This is a genomic window from Aeromonas sp. 600527, assembly GCF_049175415.1.
GTDB classification, from domain to species: Bacteria; Pseudomonadota; Gammaproteobacteria; order Enterobacterales; family Aeromonadaceae; genus Aeromonas; species Aeromonas veronii_A.
This window is the reverse complement of record NZ_JAAKVA010000018.1, coordinates 1-14,353: the sequence shown is the minus strand read 5'-3', so window position 1 is coordinate 14,353 and position 14,353 is coordinate 1. Positions and strand designations below refer to the sequence as shown.

The following is a 14,353-nucleotide window of genomic DNA, read 5'->3' as shown; positions in this document are numbered from 1 at the left end:
TTCAACATGACTCAACTTATCAAATCAGAAAAGTCCTCACGCTTTGTGCGCAAGTTGCGCAAGTTAAGCAAAGCGCCGAAACAGTTTTTTATTGACTCCAGCGGTTATCAGATTGCTCATCGTTCTTGGCAAAGTAGTCTCAAATTAGGTAGCTTCTTGTGGGTGGTACTTTGCTTTGCGATCGCGACAGTCTATTTTGGTTTTATGGCATCTGACCGTTATGTCAGTCGTGCCGAGTTGATCATCAAGCAAGCTGATCAAATCAAGATGTTACCCGATGCGCTGTCAATGTTGGGGATTGGTGGCAGCAATCATCAAGATGTATTGTTAATCCAGGATTATCTTAAGTCATGGGATATGTTAGCCAAGCTGGATAAAGAGCTCGCCCTCAAATCACACTATCAAAGTGGTGCGGCAGATTATTTTTCACGCTTGTCTGATGATGTCAGTCGAGAGGATTTCATCAAGTACTATCGCCAGCATCTGGGATTACATCTTGATGAGTTGTCCGGTGTACTTACCATCGAGTTGCAGACATTTGATCCCCAATATGGCCAACAGGTTGTGGCCTTGATGCTTAAAGAGTCAGAACGCTTTATCAACAAGTTGGGGCATCAGGTGGCTCTCGATCAACTTGCCTTTGTCGAAAAGGAAGTCGATCGGGCTTATCAACGGTTGCAAGATGAAAAAGCCAAGGTGCTGGCCTTTCAAAACAGCCATCAACTTATCAGCCCAGAGTCGACCAGTAGCGCACGCTTGGGGGTGGTCAGCCAGATTGAAGGCGAACTGGTGCGCCAACAGGCCGAGCTGAAACAACTGCGCAGCTATATGAAGGATTCCGCTCCCGCCGTTGTCTCGGTACAGAGCCGGGTTGATGCCTTGACCAGGCAACTTGAGCAGGAACGTGCCAAGCTGACCGGTCAGGACAAGGACGCCATGAATGAAATCACCGCCGGCTATCTGGATGTGCAAACCCAGGCAACCTTGGCTGCAGATCTCTACAAAACCGGTCTTATCAGCCTGGAGCAAGCCAGGGTTGAAGCATATCGCAAGTTGAAGCACCTGTTGGTAATTACCCAACCGACTTTGGCTGAAGATGCCGAATATCCGCGTCGTCTCTATAACCTTGCTACCGTGGGCGTACTGCTTTGCCTGTTCTATGGTCTGATCGTGATGGGGTTAGCGACATTACGTGAGCACCAGGATTAATCACTGCATGATAAAGATGATATTAGGATTTTGATATATTTTGACATCAGGGCATGCCTAATGCTTTCGGAAGTTATTGGTACCTACTGAGCGATAGTTAATAAATCTAACAAGCTATACATTTTATTTTCATGATTATGGAATAAGTTTTTTTGGGAAAAATATCTATTTACCATGGCAGCCAATATATTGGTAGTAGATAGAGAGGATGTCATCTTTTTCCAAGTTGATATCCATTCACTATAAGTTAAACCAACAAGAGCATGGGATATGCGAAAGACAATACCTCGAGTAACAAATAATAACTCATTGCACGAAATGAAAAATGAGCTGGCAGTGCTGAAACAGGCGTTAGTTGAAAAAGATAACCTTCTGAATACAGTAAATGAGAGCTCGTTTGCCTTGCAAGTTCAATTAGAGATCTGTCAAGGCAAGTCAGCTCGACTCACCGCTGATAATGTGGCATTGAAGGCCCGCATTAAGGGGCTTGAACAAGATCATCAAACTAGAAACGCTGAACTGGCCACGCTCAGCAAGTTGATCATGAAATCTGATGAGACCGCTCAACAGAGTGCTGCACAGTTAAAAAAGAGTCATCTTGAACTGGATGGTTGTAAAAGTGAACTCAGCAAGACTAAAGCGGCTTTAGATATATCTCAAACAAAATTAAAGAAAGCTGAGTCAGAACTTGGTCTATTGAAACAGTCACACAACAAGACCAAGCAGGAACTTGAGAACGAACTCGGTAAATTAAAGTCTCAATTAGTTAAAGAGAAAGAGTTAAATCATTCACTTTCCTCCCAGCTAACTAATTTGCAAGATAATTTGAATGTCAGATTCAGTGAGCTGGCTAAACTTAGTAATATTTTAGAAGTAAAAGAGCGGAAGCTGCTGGCTAAGGATAATGAACTGTCTATATACAAGGAACAGCTAGATAAACTGAAAGCCTCCTTTGCATGGAAAGCGGCAGCTCCCGCACGTGCATTGAGTAACAAGTTCAAAAAGAAAAATACTAAAAGTATGTTACGTCAGCATGCCGAGGTTGTTCAAAACTCAGGCTTGTTCAGCGTCGACTGGTATAGAAAAAACTGTCCTGAGATTGATGAACTTTCCATTTCTCCGGTCGAGCATTATTTGACCATAGGTTTTAAAGTGGGTTTGACTCCCAGTGAGCGTTTTGACGGAAATGATTATTTAGCGAGGTATCCCGACGTACAACAAGAAGGGGTAAATCCTCTTTTACATTATCTCATGTTTGGCAAGAATGAAGGCAGAACGATCTAATTTTTCGGGATTAAAAAATGAATAACTTCGATGCTCAATGGTATTTGAATAATTATAAAGATGTCGAACTGTCCGGCATGGACCCGTATCAGCATTATCAAAAAATCGGTAAACTGATCGGCCGTCATCCTATGGACCCAAATAAAATAGCGGCCAACACGGCACAAATTGCCAAGAGTGCAGCAAAGCCAGCCCCTGTCGGTAATAAAGCTATCCGCGGTGATTTCAACCTGAAAGCGGGCGGGAGTGGCGAACTCTATGGCTGGCTGGCCGAAATCGGTGATCCGGCCCCCCGTGAAGCGTTAATCAGCATAGATGGTAAACAGTATAAAGTGCTGGCCGATGTCAAACGTGAGGATTTGGCCAAGAACAAGATCAACAATGGTCAACATGGTTTTCGCTGGAGCGTACCTGCTGAATTTATCGATGGTAAAACCCATCAACTAGAACTGATTGATGCCAAAACCGGGCAGTTGCTCAAGCAGACAACTACCTCCTGGCAGCATAATCGCAAGTTTACCTGCTTTGATGAGTTTTTGGCCGAGTCAATGGTCAACCCGATGATCTATGCCCCCTATCGGGAAGAGGACAAACGCTGTTTCGCCATGATGGAGAATACGCGTCGTTCGCTGGTCGCCTATACCCAAACAAATAATCTCGATGCGTTAGTCAGCATCATCATGCCTGCATACAACCGGGAAGATACCATTCCTGCCGCCATTACCTCTGTTCTGGCACAAACTTACCCATATTTTGAACTGATCATTGTCGATGATGGCAGTACGGATGGAACCATCAAGGTGGTTGAGGAGTTTATGGATGAACGGGTTCGTCTGATCCGCGGGCCTGGTCGTTCTGGCGTCTCTGAAGCTCGTAATATCGGTTTACGGGCAGCGAAAGGTGAGCTGATTGCCTATCTGGATTCCGACAATACCTGGCAACCTGAATACCTCAGCGCCATGGTCGCCGCCCTGCACAAGAGCCCTCATGCCCAGGCTGCCTATTCTGGCCAATATCTCTATCGTGGCACGCATCCGGAACCGTTTGCGATCCGCTTTGCCAGTTTCAATAAGGGTCTGCTGGAAAACCGTAACTATATTGACCTGAACTGTTTTATGCATAACAAGCAGGTCTTTAAAAAGACGGGAATGTTTGACACCCAGTTGAAGCGGTTTGTCGATTGGGATCTGATCCTCAAGATCAGCAGTGAATTCACCATTATTTCGGTGCCGGTGATCCTCTCCAACTATTTTTATGAACTGGCAGAAAATGCCATCACCAATGACCATTCGTTAAACGGTTTTATCGATATTGTGCGAGAACAGCACAACACCCGTGAATTTATCAAGGGGCGGGCCCTGTTGCGTTATGGCCAGAGCGAACCGGTCAAGCATCGCTTGCCCAAGCCAAAATTGGCACATCACGTCACCATCATTATCCCGAACTATGAATCGCTGGAGGATATTCAGGATTGTCTCTCTTCCATTCGCAAGTATTACGATAGCAAGCAGGTCGATATCATAGTGGTCGACAATGCGTCAGCCATGGCAGTCAGAACCTATTTGCGGGAGCAGGCGGTCAAAGAGTTTGATATTACCTATATCGAGAATGAGTTTAATGCCGGTTTTACCTATGCGGTGAATCAGGGGATCAAGGCGGCCAAGGCCGGCAGCGATATCGTATTGCTTAACAACGATGCCTTGCTGACGCGTACCGCACTGGTAGCCATGCAGCAACTGGCCTATCAGGATCCCAATATCGGCCTGGTGGTTCCTCGTCAGGTACTGTTTGCCAATACCAAGACCATTACGACCCATGTGCCGTTTGCCAACCCCGGCATAGATTGCGATGTCAACCTCTCGCAGCATCACAAGAATATTGCTCGGGTGCCCTTGCTGCACGACGGAGAGCAGGTGGAGATCAGCTTTGCCCCCTTCTTCTGTACCTATATGCGCCGCGAAATTGTCGATCAGGTTGGTGGGCTTGATGCCGAATTTGGTCGCCACTATCGTTCGGATCGGATTATGTGTGACTATCTGCGCCACTTGCTGGGAATGAAGATCTTCTATACCAGCCAGGCGGTGGTCTACCATAAATTGCAAAAAGCCACCGACGGTATGCGTAAAAGCGATAAAAAGAGTGCCGAATTTGAACTGATGTTTAAGAAAAATCAGTGGTCTCCTGATGAGTTGAAGAAACAGAATTTTACTAAAGCAGATTGGGATGTTTAATGAAAGTGAATAAGGATCAGTTAGTTGAGTATACTTTTGAAAGTATTGACTCAATTTCAATATTATCTGAACCAGCAGTTTATAAGATTAATATTGATGGTTATTATCTGCACGTTTACTTTAAGCCTGACTTTACATCCGATAAAATATATATATTTAGCCCTGGGTATTTAGAGAGAAAAAAGTATAATCATCCTTATTTTCAACGGTTATCATGGCTTGAAAAAATAAATGCATCTGGCATAGTAATTACAGACCCAACATTAAGTATTCATGATGATATTGGAATTTCATGGTTTCAAGGGACTAAAGAGCGTTTTGCAATACCTTTAATTGTTAAAGTACTTGAAAAATTTAGAGCTTTCATGAATGTACAAAGAAAGAAAGTTCTATTTTTTGGCTCTTCCGCAGGTGGCTTTGCATCACTAATGATGTCCTGTTTAATGAAAGGTTCCTGCTGTGTAGTCAATAACCCTCAAACAGATGTATTAATGTTTAGGGAGGTTATTACAGATAAGATGCTTGCAAGATGTTATCCTGAAATGACTTTAGATAAGATAAAACAGTCATTTATGCCAAGATTATCTGCAGCTAAGTATTTTATTGCGAATAAACATGTCCCTAAGTGCTTATATATTCAGAATATCTCTGACACCGAGCATTACAGTAGACACCTCATTCCATTCATTACCCAGTTAGGTGATGCTTTTAATGATGGTAATGGGCGGGAAATGTTCAATAATATAATTATTAAATTATATAAAAATGAACTCGCCGGTCATAACCCTGCCGTTTTTGAGTTTATAGAGCCCTATTTCAAACTGGCTGAACAGGAATTTTTTAATGTCTAATGAATTTGACAAAGCTTGGGCACTCTTTATAAATAAAGATAATGAAGGTGCTAAGCAAGTGCTTTATAATGCAGCACAACATACTATAGATAATCAGTTCAAAACAAAATGTTTAGACTTGTTATGCAAAATATGTCTTATGACACAAGATAACAAAGTGCTAAAAGAATGCTTGTTAATGTCATCGGATAGTAGACTTGATTATTTTAGAATGTCTGTTGACTTTTATGAGGGGAATAGTGAGAAGGCGTGGGACGTACTGCAGGGATTAGGACGTCATGATCGAAAAGTACATGGGTTCTATGGTGTTGGTTTAGAAAGTTTAGTTAAGGATAGAGATTGGGTAAATAATTTAAAAATTAATGAAATTGAAAAGGATCTTGTTGTAAACATAAGAAGTAATAAAGAAAAGAAATATGTGATATTGTTTTCGGCAGATTCTAATTACTTTAAAAGATTTTATAAATACTCATTGTATAATATCGATACAAACCCGGATGCCATATTTCATTATCATATAGTAAATCCAGATTCAGAGGTTATTGATATTGTAAATAGCTATGATAATGAAGTAGTAAATTTTAGCTTTGAATATGTTGGTGATGAGTCATTGACCAAGGCGTATTATGCCTCATCTCGTTTTCTCATTGCGCCTAAAATAATGACGATTTATCAGAAACCATTTTTCATATTTGATATTGACTCTAAGTTGGTTGGTAATCTTGATAATCTATTTGAAACAGGTAGATGGTCGCGTGAAAAGTTATCACTTAGGGTATCCCCTGCACTAGAATTGCCATGGCAAAAAATTGTTGCAAACGCAATATATGTCCCATTCAATGAATGTGGCCGAACTTTTCTTGATAGAGTTGCAAGGTACTTGTCTTTATCTTTTTATTTAAATCGAGATAGGCAACTTTGGTGGATTGATCAGAATGCGATGTTTTTCGCTTATGAGAGTTTTGAACGTATAGAATATCAACGATGGACTGGATTAATTAATGATTACATCATGTATCCAAAGTTTCTAGAAGATAAAGATAAAAGCATGATGAATATGTAATTCATATAACAATATAGGTTGAAGATGAATATAACCATTGCAGGCACCGGCTATGTCGGTCTTTCCAACGCGGTATTGCTGGCCCAACACCATCAGGTCATTGCACTGGATGTGGTGCCAGAAAAAGTCGAACTGCTTAATCGCCGTCAATCTCCCATCGTGGATAAGGAGCTGGAAGAGTATCTGGCCAACAAGCCGCTAAATCTTAAAGCGACGCTTGATAAATATGAAGCGTATGAGGCGGCCGAGTTTGTGATTATCGCCACTCCCACCGATTATGATCCCGAGACCAACTACTTCAATACCAGCACGGTCGAGGCGGTGATCCGCGATGTGATGAGCATCAACCCCAATGCGGTGATGGTGATCAAGTCCACTATTCCGGTGGGCTTTACCGAGCGGATGCGCGAAGAGCTCGGTACCGAGAATCTGATCTTCTCACCTGAGTTCCTGCGCGAAGGCAAGGCATTGTATGACAACCTGCACCCTTCCCGTATCGTGGTGGGGGAGTGCAGCGAACGGGCCCAACGTTTTGCCGACCTGTTGCAAGAGGGGGCCATCAAGCAGGATATTCCGGTATTGCTGACGGGCAGCACTGAGGCGGAAGCGATCAAGTTGTTTGCCAACACCTATCTGGCGATGCGGGTAGCCTATTTCAACGAGCTGGATACCTATGCCCAGTCTCACGGTCTCGACAGTCGCCAGATTATCGAAGGGATTGGCCTGGATCCCCGTATCGGCAGCCACTACAACAACCCCTCCTTCGGTTACGGTGGTTATTGCCTGCCCAAAGATACCAAGCAGTTGTTGGCCAACTATAACAAGGTGCCCAACAACCTGATCCGCGCCATCGTCGATGCCAATACCACCCGCAAAGACTTTATCGCCGACAGCATTATTCGCCGCAACCCCAAGGTAGTGGGGATTTATCGTCTGGTGATGAAGGCGGGCTCGGACAACTTCCGCTCCTCCGCCATTCAGGGGATCATGAAGCGGATCAAGGCGAAAGGCATCGAGGTGGTGGTCTTTGAACCGACCATCAGGGAGGAGCATTTCTTCCACTCTCGTGTTATTCGCGATTTGAACGAGTTCAAGGCTGTGAGTGATGTGATTTTGTGCAACCGGATGGCCGCTGAATTGACCGATATGGCGGACAAGGTTTACACCAGGGATCTATTCGGTTCCGACTGATATCTGCAATAGCGTATGGGGCTGGGGTCTGTTTTCCCAGCCCCCGCATCATGATGTATAATCCTGCAGTTTTTCATCCTGATTGAGAACCCGCCTTGAAATTATTTATTGCTGCAATTGTCAAAAATGAAATAGATGGATTGCTCGAATGGATCGCTTTTCACCGGGTACTCGGTGTCAGTGGATTTATTATTGCAGATAATGGGAGTAACGACGGTTCGCGTGAACTGCTCGGCTCTCTGGCCAAATTAGGGGTGGTTACTGTATTTGACCATCCAACTGTGGGGCTGCAGAAACCGCAGTTACCTGCATACGATAAAATTTTGCGCACTTGCCCGCGTGATGTAGATCTGTTGGCATTTATCGATGCTGACGAGTTTTTGTTGCCATTGGAGTCAAATGATTTGCGTCCGGTGGTCACACAATGGTTTGCAGATAATAGTGTCAGTGCCGTTGGATTGAATTGGTCTAATTTTGGCTCCAATGGTGAGACCTTTGCTGGCGAGGGGCTGGTGATTGAACGCTTCACGCAGCGTGCACCCCTTGGTTTCAATGTGAACCACAACTTCAAGAGTATTGTGCGCCCCTCCCGGGTTGACAGTTTTTTCAACCCTCATTTTGCCAATTTGCGTTATGGGCGTTATATCGATGCCAATGGTAGTGACATGGTATTACATGCCAAACACGGTAATGGTGTGAGTGCTCAGGTCATCTGGAATGGCATACGAGTCAACCATTACGCAGTTAAATCATTGGAAGAGTTCCTGCTTGGGAAGCATTTGCGTGGTAGTGCGGCAACGGCCAATCGAGTCAAACATAAGGCTTATTTTCAGGCGCATGATCGCAATGACGAGCAATGTCTGCTGGCCGCGGCACTGGCCCCCCAAGTGAAGGCCGAGATGATGACACTGAGTGAACAATTAGCCGCCCTGCCCGCAGAAAGAGAGGTGTCCAATCACTCCTGGTTAGCGAACAGCATTAAAAAGCTGATTAAATAACTGCTGTTACTTATTAATTCTATTCTTCACGGTCTGTCACTGGTGTGGCGGACTATTTCAATGTCCCCTCAGGTTGTAAATTCATATATGTATAACGATGGTCATTGGCAACCTCTGGCATTGCCTGACGCTTTTTCATGCCACTCTGGCTGGCTCCTGATCCGGGGGACAATCGTGGCGAGCCAACCACGAGGGGAGACTCGTCTGTGCTGGCAGTGCGGACAGGGAAGATGGCATGAGCAGGTGTTGCCAGTCACACGTCGTGGCACCTTGCAGGAGCTGGTCTATCTGCCCACAGGAGCCAGCCATCTCTCTTTACTGGCCAGCAGCAAGGGCGCGGATTGCCATGTAGAGATTAGCGAGCTTCGTTGTGTCTCTCCTATTGAGAGTCTCTGGCGTCGATTGCGCCGGGTCTTGCCCTTTTATCGACGCCTGACGAACACCAAACGCAAGAGATTGGGTCTCTCATGGCATTTGTGGCTCACGGATCTACAGCAGGCTTACCAACTTGTCGGTAGAGTACGTGACGACAAGCCACTCGATAGCTATGAAGAGTGGCTAGCAAACTTCGACACCCTGGAACCCGCCGAGTACAAGCTGATTGAACGCCTGTTGGCACGTTGGGACTCATTGCCACGTGTCTGTTTTCATCTTGTTGGCGAAAAGAGTGAGCAGAGCCGCCAGCAGACTCTGGATAGCATCCAGGCACTCTGTTATCCGGCAAGTCACATCAGGCTGCAGGAGCATGGCGCATCCTCAGATATCCCCAGTCAGCCTGGCGGCGAGTGGCAGTGGGTGTTGCCTGCGGGTGCCCTGGTGTCCCCCAGCGCCCTATTCTGGGTGGCATATCAGTTACGCCAGGATCCGGATTGTTTATGGCTATACGGGGACCACGACCTGCTTGACGAGAGAGGCAAACGTCACTCTCCCAACTTTAAACCTGACTGGAATGAAACACTGCTGCAGAGCCAAAACTATATTGGCTGGTGTGGCTTGTGGCGTGAACAAGGCGCAAGCCAAATCCCCTTTGATGCGGCGGCATGTCATCAGTGGTGGCTACAGTTGGCACAGCAGTGTGAGCCAAACCAGATTGCCCATATTCCGTCATTGATGATGCATCTGCCCGCAAGTGCGTTGCTTTCGAATGATTGTGATCCGCTGAAAGATAGAGAGGATTTATTGCCAGCAGGTGTGAGCATTGGGGCTGCACCTCATGGTGTATGTCGTTGGTTCTGGCCATTGCCAACGCAATTACCATTGGTCTCTGTGATTATCCCCACCCGAAATGGTCTTGCTCATTTACGCCCTTGTATTGAAAGCCTGATCCACAAGACGCAATACGCCAATATGGATGTCATGGTGATGGATAATCAGAGCGACGACGAGGAGACCCTTGCTTACCTTGCCCATATCGAACAGGTTTATGGCGTCAGGGTGATTTCTTATGATCATCCGTTTAACTATTCAGCCATCAATAACCTTGCGGTAAGCAAAGCACGTGGCGATCTGGTCTGCTTGCTGAATAACGATACCGAGGTGATCAGCTCTGACTGGCTGGATGAAATGGTTTCTCATTTATTGCGTCCTGGTGTGGGCGTAGTCGGTGCAAAGCTCTATTACGGAAATGGTTTGATTCAGCATGCCGGCGATGCTGTCGGACCTGGCGGTTGTGCAGATCACCTTCATAATGGTTTGTCCGCAAACGATCCCGGATACCAGCGGCGGGCTGTCAGTGCTCAAGAGTTGTCGGCTGTGACGGCTGCCTGTTTATTGACTCATAAAGATTTATATATCGCGCTAGGTGGACTTGATGAAACGAATTTGCCGATAGCATTTAATGACGTTGATTATTGCCTCAGAGTGCGAGAGGCCGGCTGGCGAGTAGTCTGGACGCCTTTTGCTGAACTGTATCATCATGAGTCTATTTCCCGCGGTAAAGATGTATCAATACAACAGCAGAGACGAGCAAAATCTGAGTTGCGATATATGAGAACGCGATGGGATGGTGTGCTGAAACACGATCCTGCCTATAACCCTAACTTGAGTTATGAACGTCCTGATTTCTCTCTAAGCAGAGCTCCTAATATGGTGTTGCCATGGATGAATTAATTCGCAGGAAACTATTCAAGCCCTATCTTAAACTCAATAAACAGAGTTATGGCAGCCAGCAAAGCTCTGAAATTGACAGTGAGCGATTGTTTATATTACATGAAGGGAAATCCCCTACATTGGCCTATTTTGAATCGGCTATTGCCAGTCGATTTCCTGATGCAAGATGTCAATGCGTTGACATTCTTGTTTCCCCTGAAATCCCTATTCCGGAAGGATCTGCTCTTGTCATTATTCGATTTATCTCTCCGAAGTGGCAACAGCATATAGAAAGATATATCGACAGATGCTCCCGAATAGTTTATTTCATGGATGACGACCTTTTTGACCCGACGGCTCTATCTACGTTACCGAAAGAGTATCGCAGCAAGATAATAAGGCGCTCGGCGGCTCAACATCGATGGATCACGCAGCACTGTGATGATATCTGGGTATCTACAGCTTATTTGGCTAAAAAATATTTCCACCTTAACCCGGAAATAGTTTCCGCAAAACCATCGCCATTACTTCTTGAAAAAAGAAAACCAGTAAGAATAGCTTATCATGGTTCAAGCTCTCATCGGGAAGAGAAGTACTGGCTGCGGCAAATCGTCGAGGGGGTTTTGGAAGCATGCCCTAGTGCCAGCTTTGAAATTTTTGGCGAGCATGATATCTATAAACATTATCGCGACCTGCCAAGAGTTTCAGTACTGCATCCAATGAGTTGGCAAAATTATCTTGCGTATACCAAGACCCATCAGTTAGATATCGGATTGGCGCCGCTGCTTGACTCTGATTTTAATTTGGCACGTGGTCCCGTAAAATTTTATGACTTTGTCAGAATGGGCGCTGTGGGTGTATATAGCAATTGCGCGCCCTATAACGATTTTATCGAACAAAACATCAACGGCATTCTGTTGGAGAACGACCCCCAACGCTGGGTTGATGCAATAATATTACTGATTAATAAAGAAAAGAAACGAGCTGAGCTAGCCAATAATGCGAAACTATATGCTTATTCTTTGGCAAACTGAGAACTATAACCTGCACGAGATAATATATGTCTAATCAACATTTTTCAGTACGTAAAGCGGTCATTCCTGTTGCCGGACTGGGTACCCGTATGTTGCCTGCCACCAAGGCTATCCCGAAAGAGATGCTGCCGATAGTGGACAAGCCGCTGATCCAATATGTGGTCAATGAGTGTGTGGCAGCGGGTATCAAAGAGATTGTACTGGTGACCCACTCATCAAAGAATGCTATCGAAAACCATTTCGATACTTCGTTTGAACTGGAGGCGACCCTCGAATCTCGCGTTAAACGAAAGCTGCTCGACGAGATACAGAATATTTGTCCGAAAGATGTGACCATCATGCATGTGCGTCAAGGAGAAGCCAAAGGATTGGGCCATGCCATTTTGTGTGCCTATCCGGTCATCGGTGACGAACCGTTCGCCGTTGTTTTACCCGATGTCATTCTGGATGAATATACTGCCGATCAACACACCGAAAATTTGGCTGCCATGTTGGTGCGTTACAAGTTGACTGGACAAAGCCAGGTAATGGTTGAACCCGTGCCACTGGCTGATACCGATAAATATGGGATAGCTGATTGCAATCAGGTCAAGTTGCAGCCAGGTCAGTCCGCACCCATCACTGGGTTGGTTGAAAAACCGGATATTGATGAAGCCCCCAGCAACCTGGCCGTCGTTGGTCGTTATGTGTTGAGCAATAATATCTGGCCCTTGCTCAAAAAGACGCCTCCCGGAGCTGGTAATGAGATCCAGTTGACCGACGCGATTGCCATGTTGATTGAGCAAGAAACGGTTGATGCATTCCATATGACAGGGCTGTCCCACGACTGTGGCAATAAGGCTGGTTATATGAAGGCTAATATTGCCTATGGCATGAGGCATCATGAAATTGGCCAGTTTGTGACTGACTATATCAACTCCCTGACCTCACAAAAAACCGAAAAGGCTAGTGTTTAATATGAAAATCCTCGTGACCGGCGGTGCCGGCTTTATCGGCTCTGCCGTGGTGCGCCATATCATCCGTGATACCCAAGATTCTGTTATCAATCTCGATAAACTCACCTATGCCGGCAATCTGGAATCCCTGGCCGATGTATCGTCAAGCGAGCGTTATGCGTTTGAGCAGGTGGATATCTGCAACCGTGCCGAACTGGATCGGGTGTTTGCCCTGCACCAGCCGGATGCCGTGATGCATCTGGCCGCCGAGAGCCATGTTGACCGCTCCATCACAGGACCGGCTGACTTTATCGAGACCAATATCGTCGGTACCTATATGTTGCTGGAAGCGGCTCGCGCTTACTGGAACGGTCTGGAGGAGGTACGCAAGGCGGCCTTCCGCTTCCACCATATCTCCACCGACGAGGTATATGGTGATCTGCCTCATCCGGATGAAGTAGCCGTCGGTGAACCATTGCCGCTCTTTACCGAGACCACCCCCTACGCCCCCAGCAGCCCCTATTCTGCCTCCAAGGCTTCCAGCGACCATCTGGTGCGCGCCTGGCGCCGCACCTACGGTCTGCCGACCATCGTCACCAACTGCTCCAACAACTATGGCCCTTATCACTTCCCCGAGAAGCTGATCCCGCTGGTCATTCTTAACGCGCTGGATGGCAAGCCGTTACCTGTCTATGGTAAGGGCGACCAGATCCGTGACTGGCTCTATGTAGAAGATCATGCGCGCGCGCTCTACAAGGTGGCGACCACAGGCGTGGTCGGTGAGACCTACAACATCGGCGGTCATAACGAGAAGCAGAATCTGGAAGTGGTGCACACCATCTGCGATCTGCTGGACGAGATGGTGCCGAAAGCGGGCTCTTACCGCGATCAAATCACCTATGTAGCGGATCGTCCCGGTCACGATCGCCGCTATGCCATCGATGCCAGCAAAATGAGCGCGGAGTTGGATTGGCAACCGCAAGAGACCTTTGAATCCGGTATTCGCAAAACTGTGCAGTGGTATCTGGATAACCAGCAGTGGGTCAGCAACGTCAAGAGCGGTGCCTACCAATCCTGGATTGAGCAGCACTATTCCGCGATTGAACAGAATGATGGGGAGCGTGCCTGATGCATATTCTGCTGTTTGGCAAAAACGGCCAGGTAGGCTGGGAGCTGCAGCGTGCACTGGCCCCGCTGGGCCGTATCACTGCCGTTGATTTTGACTCCACTGACTATTGCGGTGATTTCAGCAACCCGGCCGGCGTAGCGGAGACTGTGCGCTTGGTGAAGCCGGATGTCATCGTGAACGCAGCAGCCCACACCGCAGTCGACAAGGCCGAAAGCGAGCGGGCGTTTGCCGAGCTGCTCAATGCGACCAGCGTGGCTGCGATTGCCAAAGAAGCGGAAGCCTTGGGTGCCTGGCTGGTGCATTACTCCACCGACTATGTGTTCGATGGCAGCGGTGAGCG

12 protein-coding genes are annotated in these 14,353 nt (G+C 46.5%); all 12 read left to right on the top strand.

Annotation, left to right across the window (positions count from 1 at the left end; genetic code table 11):
* The first annotated feature begins 6 nt into the window (after positions 1–6).
* Positions 7–1,209, top strand: a complete 1,203-nt coding sequence (locus tag G5154_RS18045; RefSeq protein ID WP_421251451.1) for a sugar transporter — start codon at positions 7–9, stop codon at positions 1,207–1,209.
* A 270-nt stretch (positions 1,210–1,479) separates the two neighbouring features.
* Positions 1,480–2,493, top strand: a complete 1,014-nt coding sequence (locus tag G5154_RS18040) for a hypothetical protein (protein ID WP_421263975.1) — start codon at positions 1,480–1,482, stop codon at positions 2,491–2,493.
* A 17-nt stretch (positions 2,494–2,510) separates the two neighbouring features.
* The gene (locus G5154_RS18035) at positions 2,511–4,724 is read left to right on the top strand and encodes a glycosyltransferase (protein ID WP_421251449.1); all 2,214 of its coding nucleotides are present in this window, start codon (positions 2,511–2,513) and stop codon (positions 4,722–4,724) included.
* Positions 4,724–5,575, top strand: a complete 852-nt coding sequence (locus G5154_RS18030; RefSeq protein ID WP_421251448.1) for a hypothetical protein — start codon at positions 4,724–4,726, stop codon at positions 5,573–5,575. The genes G5154_RS18035 and G5154_RS18030 overlap by 1 nt, the downstream gene beginning before the upstream one ends.
* Positions 5,568–6,638, top strand: coding sequence for a hypothetical protein (locus G5154_RS18025; protein ID WP_421251447.1), 1,071 nt, complete (start codon positions 5,568–5,570; stop codon positions 6,636–6,638). Before G5154_RS18030 ends, G5154_RS18025 begins: the two co-directional genes overlap by 8 nt.
* A 24-nt stretch (positions 6,639–6,662) precedes the next feature.
* Entirely contained in the window at positions 6,663–7,829 is a 1,167-nt protein-coding gene (locus tag G5154_RS18020; protein ID WP_323895067.1) for a nucleotide sugar dehydrogenase, read from the top strand.
* Positions 7,830–7,924: 95 nt separating this feature from the next.
* Positions 7,925–8,827 carry a glycosyltransferase family 2 protein gene (locus G5154_RS18015; RefSeq protein ID WP_421212169.1) on the top strand — a complete coding sequence of 301 codons (903 nt, stop codon included), beginning with the start codon at positions 7,925–7,927 and terminating at the stop codon, positions 8,825–8,827.
* 243 nt (positions 8,828–9,070) lie between these two features.
* Positions 9,071–10,936 carry a glycosyltransferase family 2 protein gene (locus G5154_RS18010; RefSeq protein ID WP_421251473.1) on the top strand — a complete coding sequence of 622 codons (1,866 nt, stop codon included), beginning with the start codon at positions 9,071–9,073 and terminating at the stop codon, positions 10,934–10,936.
* The gene (locus G5154_RS18005) at positions 10,924–11,949 is read left to right on the top strand and encodes a glycosyltransferase family 1 protein (protein ID WP_421251446.1); all 1,026 of its coding nucleotides are present in this window, start codon (positions 10,924–10,926) and stop codon (positions 11,947–11,949) included. The genes G5154_RS18010 and G5154_RS18005 overlap by 13 nt, the downstream gene beginning before the upstream one ends.
* Positions 11,950–11,975: 26 nt before the next feature.
* Positions 11,976–12,905, top strand: coding sequence for a UTP--glucose-1-phosphate uridylyltransferase GalU (gene galU / locus G5154_RS18000; RefSeq protein ID WP_335838450.1), 930 nt, complete (start codon positions 11,976–11,978; stop codon positions 12,903–12,905).
* A 1-nt stretch (position 12,906) separates the two neighbouring features.
* Positions 12,907–14,013 carry a dTDP-glucose 4,6-dehydratase gene (gene rfbB / locus G5154_RS17995; protein WP_421251445.1) on the top strand — a complete coding sequence of 369 codons (1,107 nt, stop codon included), beginning with the start codon at positions 12,907–12,909 and terminating at the stop codon, positions 14,011–14,013.
* The coding region (locus tag G5154_RS17990; protein WP_421251444.1) for a sugar nucleotide-binding protein at positions 14,013–14,353 on the top strand (341 nt) is incomplete at its 3' end. The genes rfbB and G5154_RS17990, both read left to right, overlap by 1 nt.